Below are 14,620 nucleotides of genomic sequence, written 5' to 3'. Positions count from 1 at the left end.
AACTACTCCTGCTCAGCATTACGCAAATAATAACCAACACCTCGTCGTGTGACGATCCAAACAGGATTACTAGGACTTTCTTCAATTTTCTCACGTAAGCGACGAACCGTTACATCAACTGTTCGCACATCACCATAATAATCATAGCCCCACACGGTTTCAAGTAAATGTTCGCGGGTCATCACCTGTCCGATGTGCCTGCCTAAATAATGAAGCAGTTCAAATTCGCGATGTGTCAGTTCAACCTGACTTCCATCCCGTGTAACCGCATAAGCGTCAGGGTGAATAGTCAGATTACCTATCACAATATCCTTTGTTGTTTTCACTGTATCGTCCGGAACAACTTCCTGACGGCGAAGATTTGCTTTAACTCGGGCAATAAGCTCACGGTTACTGAACGGCTTTGTTACATAGTCATCCGCACCAAGCTCAAGACCAAGCACTTTGTCTATCTCCGAATCTTTTGCTGTCAGCATAATAATCGGCATGGATTGTGTTTTTCGGATTTCCCGGCAAACTTCATTTCCATCTTTGTTTGGAAGCATAATATCCAGTAATACTAAATCCGGCTTTTCAGCCTCCGCAACTTCGATCGCTTCGTCTCCATCGTAAGCACAAATAACGCTATATCCTTCTTTTTCTAAGTTGAATTTTAATATATCTGCAATTGGTTGTTCATCATCTACCACTAATATCTTTTGACTCATATTGGCCACATCCTTTTATGACATTCTTATTCTTCATTTTATCATACTCAGTCAGAAAACTCTCTGTTTGATACGAAATGCATGGTTGTCCACGGGGGCATTTTAAAAATGCATCCTAATCAAACTTTGTGGAACCCAAGTGGCTACTAAAAAAGCAGTGGATATTTAAATTATATCTTTTCAACCTTACTTAGCATCTTCGAATATAGTAGATCCACATATTCGTACCACATATAAACTTTTTTAGTTGTATATAAAAATAGACTAACTCAATCTTATTCATCGAGTTAGTCTATTGTTTTTCTATTAGATTAAAAAAAGTCTGAAGGTTTCTTTAGTGAGCCGTTTACATGTACTTCAAAGTGTAAATGTACACCTGTTGAGTTCCCTGTAGTTCCCATTACCCCTATTTTGCTCCCTCGTTCTACTGTTTGTCCAGGACTCACTTGAATAGAGGAGAGATGCGCATAAATCGTTTTCATCCCATTGTTATGGTTGATGACAACTTTATTGCCAAATCCTCCGTCACGACCTGTTTCAACTACCACACCATTATCTGCAGCTAGAATAGCTCGGTTACTTGGACGGGCGATGTCCATTCCTTTATGCATGCGGCCCCAGCGCTGACCCACGTGGCTGGATACATAACCGCCAATAGCTGGCCAATGCAGATCACCAGTACCGCGTGACGAAATTACTTTTGTACCTTTAATAATAATATTTTTTACTGGCTCCTGAATAACTGTTTCTTCTATTACCTTTTTACCTGTTTCTTTACCGTTTATCATCTCTATAGCGTATTGCACTTCCTGCTTTCCATCTTTACCTTCTTGTTTTACTTTATCTTCACCTTTATATAAATCGTCTGATTCAATAACTTTAGTTTTGTGCTCAATTGTTTCTTCTACTAGTTTCTTCTTTTTAACAATTACATTCACAAAAGGAGCATATTCGGTAACGTTAAGTTCATCCCCAATACTTAAAACAGAATCTTCTTGAATAGATGGATTGAGTTCGAAAAGTTTTTCTTTTGAAAGGTCATACTGTCTGGCAATTTCAACAAGGACCTCTCCTTTACTGACTTTATGTTTCTTTTCTTCTAATGTACCTTTTTCGAGTAGCTTAACCCCTTGTTTAACCGTCCGTACATCTTCAGGCGATATCTTTCTATCTGCTAATTTCACTTCTTCTGATAAAGCAACTTCCGTAATTGCAGATTCATCTACCGATAGCACTGGTTTTGCATCCTGCTTTTTCAGGTTATCCAGGACATCCTCACTAACGTATTTTGCCTTATAGGCTTTAATAACTTGCTCAACTGTTTTTTTATCTTTAAAGTAGCCTACTGTATTACCTGCGATAGATAGTTCCACCGCTTTAGCTTTGATAGAAGTACCGCTTTTTACTATTCCGGCAACCTTCAAATTATCATATGTAGGATTAAAAACTTTCTCTGAAACAAACGAAATATTTTCACCAACTGTGATATTCATATTTTCGAATTGTTTTTCACCAGATGCGGTTTTTTTATCTAGTATTTCCTGTACTACCGCTTTGTCATTAACCTTACCAATATGCTTTCCGTCCAAGTAGACATGGTATACCACACCTAGATCGCTAGAAGCTGCTGAAACAGTACTTGTAAACGATAAGCCAATGGCCAGGATTACTAGAAATATAATTTTTTTCAAATTACTTAAATATGTATGATTAGTAAACACGATTTTTGTTCCCCCTGATTTCTAACTGGACTTTCTCAATGTCCTTTATCAATTTACCATATGTTTAGAAGTAACGTAATAGGGTATAGGGAACTGTAAAGTAACTGTATAATAATAGACAGATTTTGACACATTTCAAGGTGTATAATTACACTATAAGGGAATAATAACTCCTTTAGTAGAATATATCCTTGTTTTTATTACAGGTTTGTTACAAGCTGTTTTATCGAATTATGTAGAAATACCTGTTTTTTTGGTAAAATAAGTAAATTTTGTTATCAGCATATAGGAAATATGTCATGCGTTAAACAAAAACCCTGCCTTTCCAGGGAAACATTATTTACAAACTGGAATATTATCGATCTCAGACTCCAGTTAAATAAAAAAATAACCCTCTCTTTCTTTATCCTGAAAGAGAGGGTTATTTTTATGAACTATATACGCTTCTTACGACGTTTGTTTGATTTCTGTCTGGTCCGACAGAAAAGATTGATAGCGGAATTTCTGTTAACTGTGAAATACGCTCAAGATAATGACGTGCATTTGCAGGAAGATCATGCAGACTCTTTACCCCTGTAATATCTTCCGTCCACCCAGGCATTTCTTCATAGACCGGTTCACACTCTGCTAATACGGATAAGCTGGCAGGAAATTCATTCATAATTTCCCCTTTATACTTATAGGAAACACAAATTTTCAATGTTTCAATTCCAGTTAATACATCAATTGAATTGAGCGATAAATCCGTGATTCCACTTACACGTCTAGCGTGTCTTACAACAACACTGTCAAACCATCCAACACGGCGTGGTCTTCCTGTAGTCGTGCCATACTCGCGTCCGACTTCACGAATCTGATCACCTGTTGCATCATGAAGTTCTGTTGGGAATGGTCCATCTCCAACGCGAGTTGTATACGCCTTTGATACACCTACAACATGATTAATTTTTGTTGGTCCAACACCCGAACCAATGGTAACCCCACCTGCAATCGGATTAGAAGATGTCACAAATGGATATGTTCCCTGATCAATATCAAGCATTACACCCTGTGCACCTTCAAACAGAACGCGACGACCAGTATCAAGTGCTTCATTAAGTACTACTGAAGTATCCACAACATACTTGGCAAGCTGCTGACCATATTCATAATACTCGTCAACAATTTCGTCCACGCTGACAGGATCAACTTCGTAAACTTTTTCAAATAAACGATTTTTTTCTTTTACGTTTTGCTCTACTTTTGAACGGAATGTTTCTTTGTCCATCAGATCAGCAATACGAATTCCGACACGAGCTGCTTTATCCATATATGCAGGACCGATGCCTTTCTTCGTAGTTCCTATTTTATTTATTCCTTTTTCTTCTTCTTGAAGGATATCGAGTTTTAAATGATACGGTAATATAACATGTGCACGATTACTAATTCGTAAATTGTCCGTGTTTACATTGCGTTCATGCAAATACGCAAGCTCTTCTACAAACGCTTTCGGGTCAATAACCATACCGTTTCCTAGTACACAAATTTTATCTGAAAAGAAAATTCCAGATGGGATTAAATGCAATTTGTACGTAATTCCGTCGAACTTAATCGTATGTCCAGCGTTATTTCCACCCTGGTATCTTGCAACTACTTCTGCATTTTGAGAAAGAAAATCGGTAATTTTACCTTTTCCCTCGTCTCCCCACTGCGTTCCAACTACTACTACTGAGGACATAGTGCACCTCCACTAACTTATAATTTGTATTTTAATACGTAACAGCGTAATTTTACCAATATAGCATGAATTAGTCAAGACGAAATACGAACGTTTGGTAACAAGTTATTATTAACGTTCGGTAAAAAATAAAAAGAAGTGTGCCTCCCTTTTATTAGGATGCACACTTCTTCAAATTTAAACAGAAACCGGTGGCGGAACATCGTTTTCACTATACCGATGATCAAGGTCCACGAATTTGTTATATTCTTTTACAAAGGCAAGCTCAACGTTACCCACCGGGCCATTACGTTGTTTGGAAATAATAATCTCAATAATATTTTGTTTCTCTGATTCAGCGTCATAATAATCATCACGATATAAAAATCCTACAATATCAGCATCCTGCTCAATACTTCCCGATTCACGTAAATCGGACATCATTGGCCGTTTGTCCTGACGGGACTCCACGCCACGCGATAACTGTGATAAAGCGATAAGCGGAACCTTAAGTTCACGCGCAAGACCTTTCAATGAACGGGATATCTCAGATACTTCCTGCTGTCTGTTATCCTTAGAATTTGCACTTCCTTGTATCAGCTGCAAATAGTCGATTACGATCATTCCGAGACCGTTCTCTTGCTTTAGACGACGGCACTTAGAGCGAATTTCACTGACACGAATTCCTGGGGAGTCGTCAATATAAATACCTGCGTTGGATAAACTGCCCATTGCCATTGTCAGCTTACTCCAGTCTTCAGCCTGAAGGTTTCCTGTCCGCAAGCGCTGGGCGTCGATATTTCCTTCCGCACACAGCATCCTTGAGACAAGCTGATCAGCCCCCATCTCCAGACTGAAAATCGCTACATTTTCGTCGGTGTTAATCGCTACGTTTTGGGCGATATTGAGGGCAAATGCGGTTTTACCAACTGAAGGACGTGCAGCAATAATAATTAAATCATTTGGCTGAAACCCTGAGGTTAGACGATCCAAGTCACGGAAGCCTGAGGGCACACCAGTTAAATCTGCATCCTGGTGATGCAGCGTTTCAATATTATCGTACACATCAATTAACACGTCTTTAATTGCTTTAAATGCCCCAGAATTTTTTCGGTGCGATACTTCAAGGATGCTTTTTTCTGCTTCATTTAAAACATCATCTATTTCATCTTCCTTGGAAAAACTTGTCGTCACAATATCGGTGGCAGTTCGAATTAAACGCCGTAATACTGACTTTTCTTCAACTATTTTACTGTAGTAACTAATATTAGCAGCTGTTGGAACACTTCCTGCTATATCAGTTAAATACGAAACTCCCCCTATTTCGTCCAGTGTTTTAGCATTGGATAAAGAGGTCGTTACTGTGACTAAGTCAATTGGTTCTCCCTTATCTGACAGCTTCATCATCGTTTCATATATGCGCTGATGACTGGCTCTATAAAAATCTTCAGGTAAAAGAAGCTCTGATGCACTGGAAAATGCTTCAGGCTCTAAAAATATAGCTCCTATTACTGCTTGTTCTGCTTCGATATTATGTGGTGGTGTACGATCATTCCATGTGTCACTCACATTAGTTCCCCCCTCGTATAGAGGTATAATAGTTGATACCTGGTGAATGTATTAGAAAACTTGGCTAATCGCCAAGCTTTAATGGCGAAAGCCGAAGTTTTACTTATACGGGCATTTGCTCTAAACTTTTATACTTATTACTCGATTTTCGCAGAATAAAATAAGGTGATTCTCTCAGAAATAGTTGAATATCCCGCAATCAATTTTCCTAGTGACACAAAATCTCTATACTGCGACGTAACTTCTGTTTGTTTTCCACACCGGAAATAGACCACTAAGTAACAGCAACGAGATTTCCGCAGATGGCAGTCGCTTTCCGCGGGCGGCTGGTGAGCCTCCTCGTGCTGTCGCACTCCGGGGTCTCACCTATGCCTGTCCTCCCGCAGGAGTCGACTGCCATCCGCTCCAATCTCTTGACGAAATGTGGATGTCGAGGACATATTAACTGCACACCTGATAGCACTTGTATTTCAACATGCATTAGTAGAAAAAGATACAAAGACATCAATAGCTTTACCAGTCCCGGTGAGTGGAGGGCGGTGACTCCTGCGGGAACAGCACGAGTCTGAAGGCCCCGCAGAAAAGAATTCTTAAGAGGACGGCCAACTAAAACCGTCCTTTGCGGACAACGTTGGCATACCCCCTTGTCGGGGCAAGGAGACTGAAGCCGTGCCCTAAGGTGCGCATCCGCCCGCAACGATCCTGGACGGCAGCAAGGAAATATACTTAAAATCACGTCGCATTATCCATCAACTACGACAAAAGTAACTAATAGCATGTTTTAGAAAGATAAAACCCTTATGCTTTCCTAACGTATAAAAAGAAAGGCTCACGCTCGATTAATCAGTGCAGTGAGCCTGAAAGCTTATCCTTTATTTTTGTTCAGAAACATGTACCTTAATGGAACCAGATACCTCAGGAAGAATCTTCACTGGAACTGTTGTATAACCAAGTGCTCGAATAGGCTGGTCAAGTTCTATTTTTCGCTTATCGATCTTATATCCATGCTCTTTTTCTAGTGCTTCTGCAATCTGTTTACTCGTTATCGATCCGAACAGGCGACCACCGTCTCCTGACTTCGCCTTCATTTCAACTGTTAGTTCAGCCAATGTGTCTTTTAAAGCGATTGCTTCTTCTTTTTCCTTTTGTTCGAGTTGATCTTCTTTTCGCTTTTTCGCTTCTAAAGCTTTCACATTACCTGCATTAGCTTCCTCAGCGATATTGTTTTTCAGTAAATAGTTTCGTGCGTAGCCATCAGAGACATTCTTCACTTCGCCTTTTTTACCTTTACCTTTAACATCTTTTAGGAAAATTACTCTCAATGTACGTCTCCTCCTTCTAAATATTCCTCAAGTATTTCTATTAATAGTGCTTCGGCATCTCCAATTGATGTGTCATCAATTTGTGTGGCTGCATTTGTTAAATGACCTCCGCCATCCATTTTCTCCATGATAACCTGAACGTTCACATCTCCTAAAGACCTAGCACTTATTCCAATTCTACCATCACTTCGCTCTGATATTACAAATGATGCATTTATACCGCTCATTGTTAACAGTGTATCTGCAGCTTGTGCAATTAACACCGATCCGTATATTTCACCTGGCTTGCCTTTTGAAATGGCAATAGAATTCTTGTGAACTTCTGCGCGTTCTATCAGCTTACTTCGTTTGATAAATACGTCCAGATCTTCTTTCATGAATTGCTGCACCAATATGGTGTCTGCACCCTTCGATCGTAAGTAGGATGCGGCATCAAAAGTACGAGATCCCGTTCGCAACGTAAAGCTTTTCGTATCTACAATAATACCGGCTAATAACGCAGTTGCCTCAAGCATTTTCAGTTTGAGTGTTTTCGGCTGGTATTCAAGCAGTTCTGTTACCAGTTCTGCGGTTGACGAAGCATACGGCTCCATATACACAAGCGTAGGGTTTTCAATAAACTCCTCTGCACGGCGATGGTGGTCAATTACTACTTTATATTCTGTTTTATTTAATAATTTTTCATTAGAAACAAGTGATGGCTTATGTGTATCCACTACTACAACTAAGCTGCGATTGGTTATAATATCTTCTGCCTCATCTGGCTCAACGAAATGCTCCCATAGGCTTTCTTCTTCCCGAACCGCTTCCACGAGTCTATATACACTGGTGTTAACATCTTCAGGGTCAAATACGATATAGCCATCCACTCCATTTGTTTTAGCTATATTTAAAATACCTATGGATGCACCAATTGAATCCATATCTGGTGACTTGTGCCCCATTATGATTACATTGTCACTTTCTTTAACCAGCTGTTTTAATGCGTGTGATATAACTCTTGCTCGAACCCGGGTTCGTTTTTCCATTGGGTTTGTTTTCCCACCGTAAAACCGAACTTTACCTGTATCATCTTTAATTGCGACCTGGTCACCACCTCGACCCAGAGCCAAGTCAAGACTGGACTGAGCAAGCTCCCCAAGTGCAGGAAGATCAACACTTCCAAGACCAATTCCGATACTAAGTGTCACAGGAATATTCTGATCAGCGTTTAGTTCTCGAACTTCGTCAAGAATATCAAACTTTGATTTTTCAAGCTGATGGAGAATCTCTTTTGTACCTACTGCAACGAATCTATCCTGCGAAGTACGCTTTAAATACATACCGTTTTCATGCGACCAGTTATTTAAAACGGAAGTGACCTTTGAATTCAACTGACTCTTAACCGTGTCATCCATGTTTTGTGTGATTTCCTCATAATTATCAAGAAAAATAATGGAGAGTGTCGTCTGTTCATTATGATACAGCTGTTGAATTTCAGTTTGAGTCGTTCGATCAAACAGATACAGTAGACGTTCTTGTTTTTTGATTGCGGTTTGAAATTGATAACCATCTAACTGGAACCAGATTTCTTTTTTATTTTCTTTAATCATTGGAACGAGTTCTTCCGATAATAAATTTAATGAATTGCCCACTAATGTATCTTCTGCAGCAAACCGGTTCATATAAGGGTTTGCCCACTCAATGAAATAGTCCTCATTAAACAGCACAATACCTATTGGCATCTCTAATAACGCTTCTTCTCCAACCTTTCTGACACGGTGAGAAAGCGTTGATATATATTCTTCTGTCTCGTTTATTAGCGTTCTTTCTGTCCGTACACTGTAATAAAATGACCCAAAAAGAACAACTGTCATGACGAGACCAATTATCCATTGGAAGTACCAAATAAATCCAAGCAAAATAATCGATACAATATAGATCATCCATAAATGTCTGCTTAGTTTTGGTTTACTTTGTATATCTGACATGGAATCCAACTCCTACACATTATTCCTGTTTTATTTATTACCCTTTGAAATGCGATCACGCAGTCGAAATCCTATATCTATTATACCTAAGATGCGAACTAGATAAAGTAATAGAGTCGGAAGTAACAGTGTTACAATGACACACACTATTGGAAGCGCTTTAGACTTATTCTTTTGATGCGCATAGAAGAAAATAAATGAAAAACCTTGTAACGTCATCAATAAGCCTGCTAACACAAGCACGTTATTTATAGCATGGTAGAAAGCACTTGATGGGTCAAGACCAAACAAAGAAATAATTAGTGCAAAAAAGTAAATCCAGACTAACGATACCGGGAACTGCAAATTTCGAAAAGGAGGAAAAGCAAATTTCTTCTTTTCTAACCTATTTACTACTCTATAGCCAATCCACTGGGCAACAAATGCCTGCATAATTGCTAGGAGCACTATTCCAACTGGTAATAATACTTTGAGCATATCCAGCTGTTCTTCCATTAATTGGAGTTGTTCCTCTGATTGTGCGCCTAGACCAATCTGGTTCATTAACTGCTGACTCGTTTGCATGGAAGCATCAATCGTACTGTATATTTCGTCCAGCAAATTAACATTAAACAACAGCTGACTGATCAGAAAAATCAACAGCAATCCGACGACGAACCCAAGCGTCCCCCGTGCCCACGTCTCATATGCTGTTAGCTTCTTATGCATAGCACTACCAATCATCACACCGCCAAGGCCCATTAAAACCGTAATTGGCAGGGAATATATAGTGGCTAATAAAGATGATAATAGTATAGCTGCCGTAAACATAACCAATGAAGGCTTCCAGTCATATTTATATGCAAAAATAATAAATGGTATTGGCAGTATAAACATTGTAACAATTTCAATTAACGGAACAAAAACAGTTGCCAATAACAACCCAATAAATATAGCTGTTAGAAGAGCTCCGTGTGTAAGCATTTTTGATCGATTCATTTATTACTGCACCTCATTAATTGTAAAAAATCCTTTGATTCTTTTAATCTCATTATAATATGATAACACGATTTTCGTTCTAATTGTTGAAGGATTGGCTGAATATCGATTATTTCCCGGGCAATAATTGTCGAATATTATCATAGTTAGTCAAAATGTCATTATTTATTCAAGTCAAGTGGCGACTTTAAGGCTGATGTTTACTATAATAGTACGTACACGCACGTCATTATTTTCTTAAGGATGAATCCATATGATATTATTTAACGCCTTTTTACAAAGTATAAAATTACCAAGTAAAAATGCTGTCTTTGCTTTAAACCGCATAGGGATGGATGTTACCGTTTTGTACATGTTTATTGTAATGGGAATTGTCGCTGTCCCTGCACTGATAGACCGAATCACTGGTTCCGGTATTCCAGGTTCTGATATGGCCATATTCTTTCAGCTGATATACTTCTTTATGTTTTACTATCTGCCTTTAACCATCATTGTCTTTATCGCTTTATCGATAGTAGCGTATATATTTACATGGATAGCTGCAGCTCTTAAGCGGAAACTTCGCTTTCCATTGCTTTGGAAAATGGGCGCCTATGCTACAACAATCCCATTTATACTATATTCAGTTATTGCTCTTCTGTTCTCTTTTGACGATAGCATGCTGTGGGTGTTCTTCATCTACTCCATAATAGTCTTATTTACCGTGATTACAGTTTATCCGAAACGAAAAAAAATGATCAAATAAGGAGGTACTATGTTTAAAAACCTTTTATGTATGTTCCTCATTCTAATCACGCTAATTGCTTGTAGTGATACAAAGACTTCGAACGCAGACAAACAGGAAATTTTTGTTTCTGCTGCCGCCAGCCTCACTGGAGCACTTGACGAAATTAGTGGCAGTTTCGAAAAATCGCACCCGGATATACATATTACGTACAATTTAGGTGGTTCAGGAAAACTAGCGCAGCAAATTCAACAAGGTGCACCAGTGGATGTTTTCCTGTCGGCTGACCAGCATTGGATGGATGTATTGGAAAAAGATCAACTGATCCTTCCCAATACCAAGATAGACTTCGCCAAAAATAGTCTTGTTCTAATTACGAATGAAACGAATGATACAAACATAGATTCCTTAACTGATCTTAATGCTGACAAAGTGGGGCAAATAGGAATCGGGAATCCAGAAAGTGTTCCTGCTGGAAGTTATGCGAAAGAAGCATTAACAAAACTAAAGCTATGGGAAAGCTTAACCCCTCATCTTGTTTACGCGAAAGATGTCCGACAGGTTCTTACGTATGTGGAGTCAAATAATGTTGAAATCGGATTTGTCTATGGGAGTGACCTCAAGCGGGCAGAAAAAGTTAAAGTCTTAAAGAAAGTCGATACAGAATTACTTTCACCAATTGTCTATCCTGCCGCTATCGTAAAGACGAGTGAAAATCAGGACGCGGCAAAAACATTCCTGGAATTCCTTCAATCAGATAAAGCTAAAGCGATTTTCGATAACTATGGTTTTGACTATTAATACGAGTATGGAGGTGCAATGTCATTGAACTACACACCGTTCTTCTTATCGTTTAAAATAGCTGGCATTGCCACTTGTATCGTACTTGTCTTCGGAATATTATTTGCGCGGTTATTAGCAAGAAATAATTTTCCAGGAAAACGGATAATAGAATCACTTTTAATGCTTCCTTTAGTTTTGCCCCCAACGGTTGTGGGCTTCGGATTATTATATTTATTTGGTAAAAACGGCCCTTTAGGGAGTTTTTTGTTGCAAACTTTTGAGTTTCAAGTGGTCTTTACCTGGATCGGTGCTGTAATTGCTGCAACAGTTGTCTCTTTTCCATTAATGTATCAAAGTGCGTCTGCCGCTTTCCAAACCTACGACTCATCCATTGAAAACGCCGCCTACACACTTGGCGCTTCTAAATGGCGTGTATTCTGGACCATTTCGTTTCCGCTTGCATGGCCTGGTCTTTTAGCGGGTCTGGTTCTAACCTTCGCGCGAGCGCTTGGAGAGTTTGGGGCCACACTTATGATTGCGGGGTATATCCCGAATAAAACGGACACCATTCCGCTAGCTATTTATTTTGCTGTAGAGTCAGGGAATACTGATAAAGCAGTCTTTTGGGTAATAAGCATGCTCATCATCGGCTTTTCTGCAATATTGTGGCTAAATTGGTGGAGTGGAAGGAATATTCTACGATTTTCAAGTGAAAAATAAGGAAGGACCGATAAAATGCTTACAGTTGATATCACAAAAAAATTAAAGAACTTTTTAATTGAGATACAGTTTGAAGTCGACAATGAAATAGTAGTACTGTTCGGCCCTTCCGGCTCTGGAAAAACCACGTTATTAAACTGCATAGCTGGACTGACGCATCCAGACATGGGAACAATTTCATTAAATCAGCAGTTATTTTTCCATGAGCATAAAAAAAATATCCCCGTCCAAAAAAGAAACGTAGGATACCTGTTCCAAGACTATGCATTGTTTCCTCATATGACTGTTGAAAAAAATATTCATTATGGCATGAAGGATCTTACTCTCGCTGAAAAATTAATTGATGTAGTAGGAGTCAGAAAGTTATTGGACAGCTATCCACGACAAATTTCAGGCGGTGAAAAACAGCGGGTAGCACTTATTCGCGCACTTGCTATGAAACCAGACGCACTTCTATTGGACGAACCGTTTTCTTCCCTTGATGCGAATAACCGCGCCGAATGTCAGGACGAACTTATTCGCCTGCACCAGACATGGAAAATTCCTGTAATTATGGTTACACATGATTATAACGAAGCCAAAAAAGTTGGAAATCGAATTTTACGGATTGAAACTGGCAAATTACATCCTGAGCAGATCGAATAAGTAAGCTATTCCTCGTCCGACCTATTCTCCACAACATGTTTGAGGACAGAAACCTTATTATCCCAAAATTGGTCAAAGTATGATATTGCTAATTGTTTTCCACACTCCGGCAATAAACCGCGATGTAACAGAAACGAGATTTCCGCTGCTGGCAGTCGCGCACCTTAGGGCGGCTGGTGAGCGGAGGGCGGTGACTCCTGCGGGAACAGCACGAGTCTGAAGGCCCCGCAGAGCGCTCTTGAAGTGACCCCGAAAAGTTGGACAGATTTTTCGTTAAGCTGCTTGTTGGGAAAGAGTTCGGTATTGAATCGGACTCTTTCCTTTTAATTTTGTTTTTATTCGTTTGTTATTATAGTAATCCATATATTCTACTAGCTCTTGTTTGAAGTGATCTATGCTTTCAAATTGGTTGAGATAAAGAAATTCAGATTTCATAATTCCGAAGAAATTTTCAATAACGGCGTTGTCATAACAGTTTCCTTTTCGTGACATACTTTGTGTGATGCCACGTTCCTCTAGAGCTTGGCGGTATTTTTTCATCTGGTAGTGCCACCCCTGATCCGAGTGGATAATCAGTTCATCATTATCCGTGATGCGCTCCAAAGACGCTTCTAACATGTCGGAGACTAGGGAGTAGGTTGGTCTAGAACCAATCGTGTAGGAGATAATTTCGCCATTAAATAAATCAAGAACAGGAGATAAGTAAAGTTTCTCTCCGAATAATTTAAATTCTGTAATGTCGGTCACCCATTTTTCATTTGGTTTTTCCGCCTTGAAATCGCGATTTAAGATATTGGGAGCAGTCTTACCAACTTTGCCCTTATACGAACGGTATTTCTTTATGCGAACAAGGCTTTTCAAGCCTAACGCCTTCATTAATCGCTGCACTTTTTTGTGATTCACTAGGTATCCCTTATTTGCTAATTCTAATTGAATGCGACGATAGCCATACCGTCCATCATGTTCATGATAAATCGATTGGATCAATGACTTTAATGTGGTATCTTTGTCAGCTCGATTAAATGTTTTTACCCAGTAGTAGTAGGTACTCCGCGGAATACCTGCCAACTTTATAAGTTTTTTTACCGCGAATTCGACCCTTAGTTCATAGACTACTTTCGCTTTGTCTTGTTTGGTGATTTTTCCTTGTTTTGAACTAAGGCTCTCAACTTTTTTAGATAGGCATTCTCCATACGCAAGTGTTCCAGTTCTTTTTGCATTTCCTCTATAGGATCCTTAGCAGGTTTTTCATTCTTCGAATTTTTCTTTTGATGTGCTGTCATATGGGGATTCCCCTTCCGTGTTGGTTTAAGGGCATCGAATCCACCAGTCTCCCACTTTTTCTTCCACTTCCGAACCATAGCAGGATCAGGAATGTGGAAGATCGCCGATGCCTCTCGAAGAGAGAAATTCTTCTCTTCAATAAACGTAATTATATCTAGCTTAAAGGCTGGCGTATAGTTTGTATAGGGAAATTGAAAAGCTTGATTTCCATGATACTCATATAATTTTACCCAATAGCGTAATACAGATTCGTCAATCCCGCTTTCTTTCGCTAAGCCCCGATAACTATAACTCTCTTTTATATAACGTTGCACAACATCGTGTTTTTCCTTCTCTGTCATCTTTCTCATCCAGGCACCTCCTATTGTTAATTGGGTGTCCAACTATAGGGGTGCACTGCATTTTCTCGAGGAGACTGAAGCCGTGCCCGCGGAAAGCATCCGCCCGCAGCTATCCTGGACGGCAGTTACAGAACCAGTATGTGATAATAAAGCTAAAGTT

General features: G+C 39.4%; 12 protein-coding genes. 4 read left to right on the top strand and 8 right to left on the bottom strand.

The features are described from left to right. Window positions 1-2: 2 nt before the first annotated feature. The 7 genes from yycF to VBD025_RS04235 all read right to left on the bottom strand — a co-directional run bounded on the left by yycF (window position 3) and on the right by VBD025_RS04235 (window position 9,963). Entirely contained in the window at window positions 3-707 is a 705-nt protein-coding gene (yycF, locus tag VBD025_RS04265; RefSeq protein WP_430789597.1) for a response regulator YycF, read from the bottom strand. A 311-nt stretch (window positions 708-1,018) separates the two neighbouring features. Beyond that, a complete protein-coding gene (locus VBD025_RS04260; RefSeq protein ID WP_430789595.1) occupies window positions 1,019-2,428 on the bottom strand; it encodes a peptidoglycan DD-metalloendopeptidase family protein in 1,410 nt (469 codons plus the stop codon). A 427-nt stretch (window positions 2,429-2,855) separates the two neighbouring features. Continuing rightward, complete coding sequence (locus VBD025_RS04255) at window positions 2,856-4,145, bottom strand: adenylosuccinate synthase (protein ID WP_430789593.1); 1,290 nt, start codon at window positions 4,143-4,145, stop codon at window positions 2,856-2,858. A 177-nt stretch (window positions 4,146-4,322) separates the two neighbouring features. After that, window positions 4,323-5,693 (bottom strand): replicative DNA helicase, encoded by a 1,371-nt coding sequence (gene dnaB / locus VBD025_RS04250; protein ID WP_430789591.1) that lies wholly within the window; start codon window positions 5,691-5,693, stop codon window positions 4,323-4,325. An 872-nt stretch (window positions 5,694-6,565) separates the two neighbouring features. Continuing rightward, a complete protein-coding gene (rplI, locus tag VBD025_RS04245) occupies window positions 6,566-7,015 on the bottom strand; it encodes a 50S ribosomal protein L9 (protein ID WP_430789589.1) in 450 nt (149 codons plus the stop codon). Continuing rightward, a complete protein-coding gene (locus tag VBD025_RS04240; RefSeq protein ID WP_430789587.1) occupies window positions 7,012-8,985 on the bottom strand; it encodes a DHH family phosphoesterase in 1,974 nt (657 codons plus the stop codon). The genes rplI and VBD025_RS04240 overlap by 4 nt, the downstream gene beginning before the upstream one ends. Window positions 8,986-9,015: 30 nt before the next feature. Beyond that, on the bottom strand, window positions 9,016-9,963 hold the full coding sequence (locus VBD025_RS04235; RefSeq protein WP_430789585.1) for a YybS family protein: 948 nt from the start codon (window positions 9,961-9,963) through the stop codon (window positions 9,016-9,018). A 253-nt stretch (window positions 9,964-10,216) separates the two neighbouring features. On the opposite strand from VBD025_RS04235, the gene VBD025_RS04230 reads away from it, so the two are divergent. From VBD025_RS04230 to VBD025_RS04215, 4 genes are read left to right on the top strand one after another with little or no spacing between them, the layout of a single operon-like run. Beyond that, the gene (locus tag VBD025_RS04230; RefSeq protein ID WP_430789583.1) at window positions 10,217-10,708 is read left to right on the top strand and encodes a DUF1189 family protein; all 492 of its coding nucleotides are present in this window, start codon (window positions 10,217-10,219) and stop codon (window positions 10,706-10,708) included. 9 nt (window positions 10,709-10,717) lie between these two features. Then, window positions 10,718-11,488, top strand: a complete 771-nt coding sequence (gene modA, locus VBD025_RS04225) for a molybdate ABC transporter substrate-binding protein (RefSeq protein WP_430789581.1) — start codon at window positions 10,718-10,720, stop codon at window positions 11,486-11,488. Between the two features lie 24 nt (window positions 11,489-11,512). Beyond that, window positions 11,513-12,190: a molybdate ABC transporter permease subunit gene (gene modB / locus VBD025_RS04220; protein WP_430789578.1), complete on the top strand. Its 678-nt coding sequence runs from the start codon at window positions 11,513-11,515 to the stop codon at window positions 12,188-12,190. 15 nt (window positions 12,191-12,205) lie between these two features. Then, window positions 12,206-12,835 carry an ATP-binding cassette domain-containing protein gene (locus VBD025_RS04215; protein ID WP_430789576.1) on the top strand — a complete coding sequence of 210 codons (630 nt, stop codon included), beginning with the start codon at window positions 12,206-12,208 and terminating at the stop codon, window positions 12,833-12,835. Between the two features lie 273 nt (window positions 12,836-13,108). Here VBD025_RS04215 and VBD025_RS04210 read toward each other — a convergent pair. Continuing rightward, window positions 13,109-14,469 (bottom strand): IS3 family transposase gene (locus VBD025_RS04210; protein WP_430787785.1). Its coding sequence is split into 2 segments (ribosomal slippage): window positions 13,109-14,013 and window positions 14,013-14,469, totalling 1,362 coding nucleotides; the frame shifts between segments, so codons are not numbered across the junction. Between the last annotated feature and the right edge of the window lie 151 nt (window positions 14,470-14,620).

This window comes from Virgibacillus flavescens (assembly GCF_050574275.1).
Classification (GTDB): Bacteria; Bacillota; Bacilli; order Bacillales; family Amphibacillaceae; genus Virgibacillus_F; species Virgibacillus_F flavescens.
Note: the sequence above shows the minus strand (reverse complement) of the source record. Positions and strands in the feature narration are given on the sequence as shown.

Bases quoted from the DNA above. Each gene is read 5' to 3' on its own strand.
- yycF (WP_430789597.1), bottom strand. From the start codon at position 707: ATGAGTCAAAAGATATTAGTGGTAGATGATGAACAACCAATTGCAGAT.
- VBD025_RS04255 (WP_430789593.1), bottom strand. From the start codon at position 4,145: ATGTCCTCAGTAGTAGTAGTTGGAACGCAGTGGGGAGACGAGGGAAAA.
- VBD025_RS04240 (WP_430789587.1), bottom strand. From the start codon at position 8,985: ATGTCAGATATACAAAGTAAACCAAAACTAAGCAGACATTTATGGATG.
- VBD025_RS04235 (WP_430789585.1), bottom strand. From the start codon at position 9,963: ATGAATCGATCAAAAATGCTTACACACGGAGCTCTTCTAACAGCTATA.
- VBD025_RS04230 (WP_430789583.1), top strand. From the start codon at position 10,217: ATGATATTATTTAACGCCTTTTTACAAAGTATAAAATTACCAAGTAAA.
- modA (WP_430789581.1), top strand. From the start codon at position 10,718: ATGTTTAAAAACCTTTTATGTATGTTCCTCATTCTAATCACGCTAATT.
- VBD025_RS04215 (WP_430789576.1), top strand. From the start codon at position 12,206: ATGCTTACAGTTGATATCACAAAAAAATTAAAGAACTTTTTAATTGAG.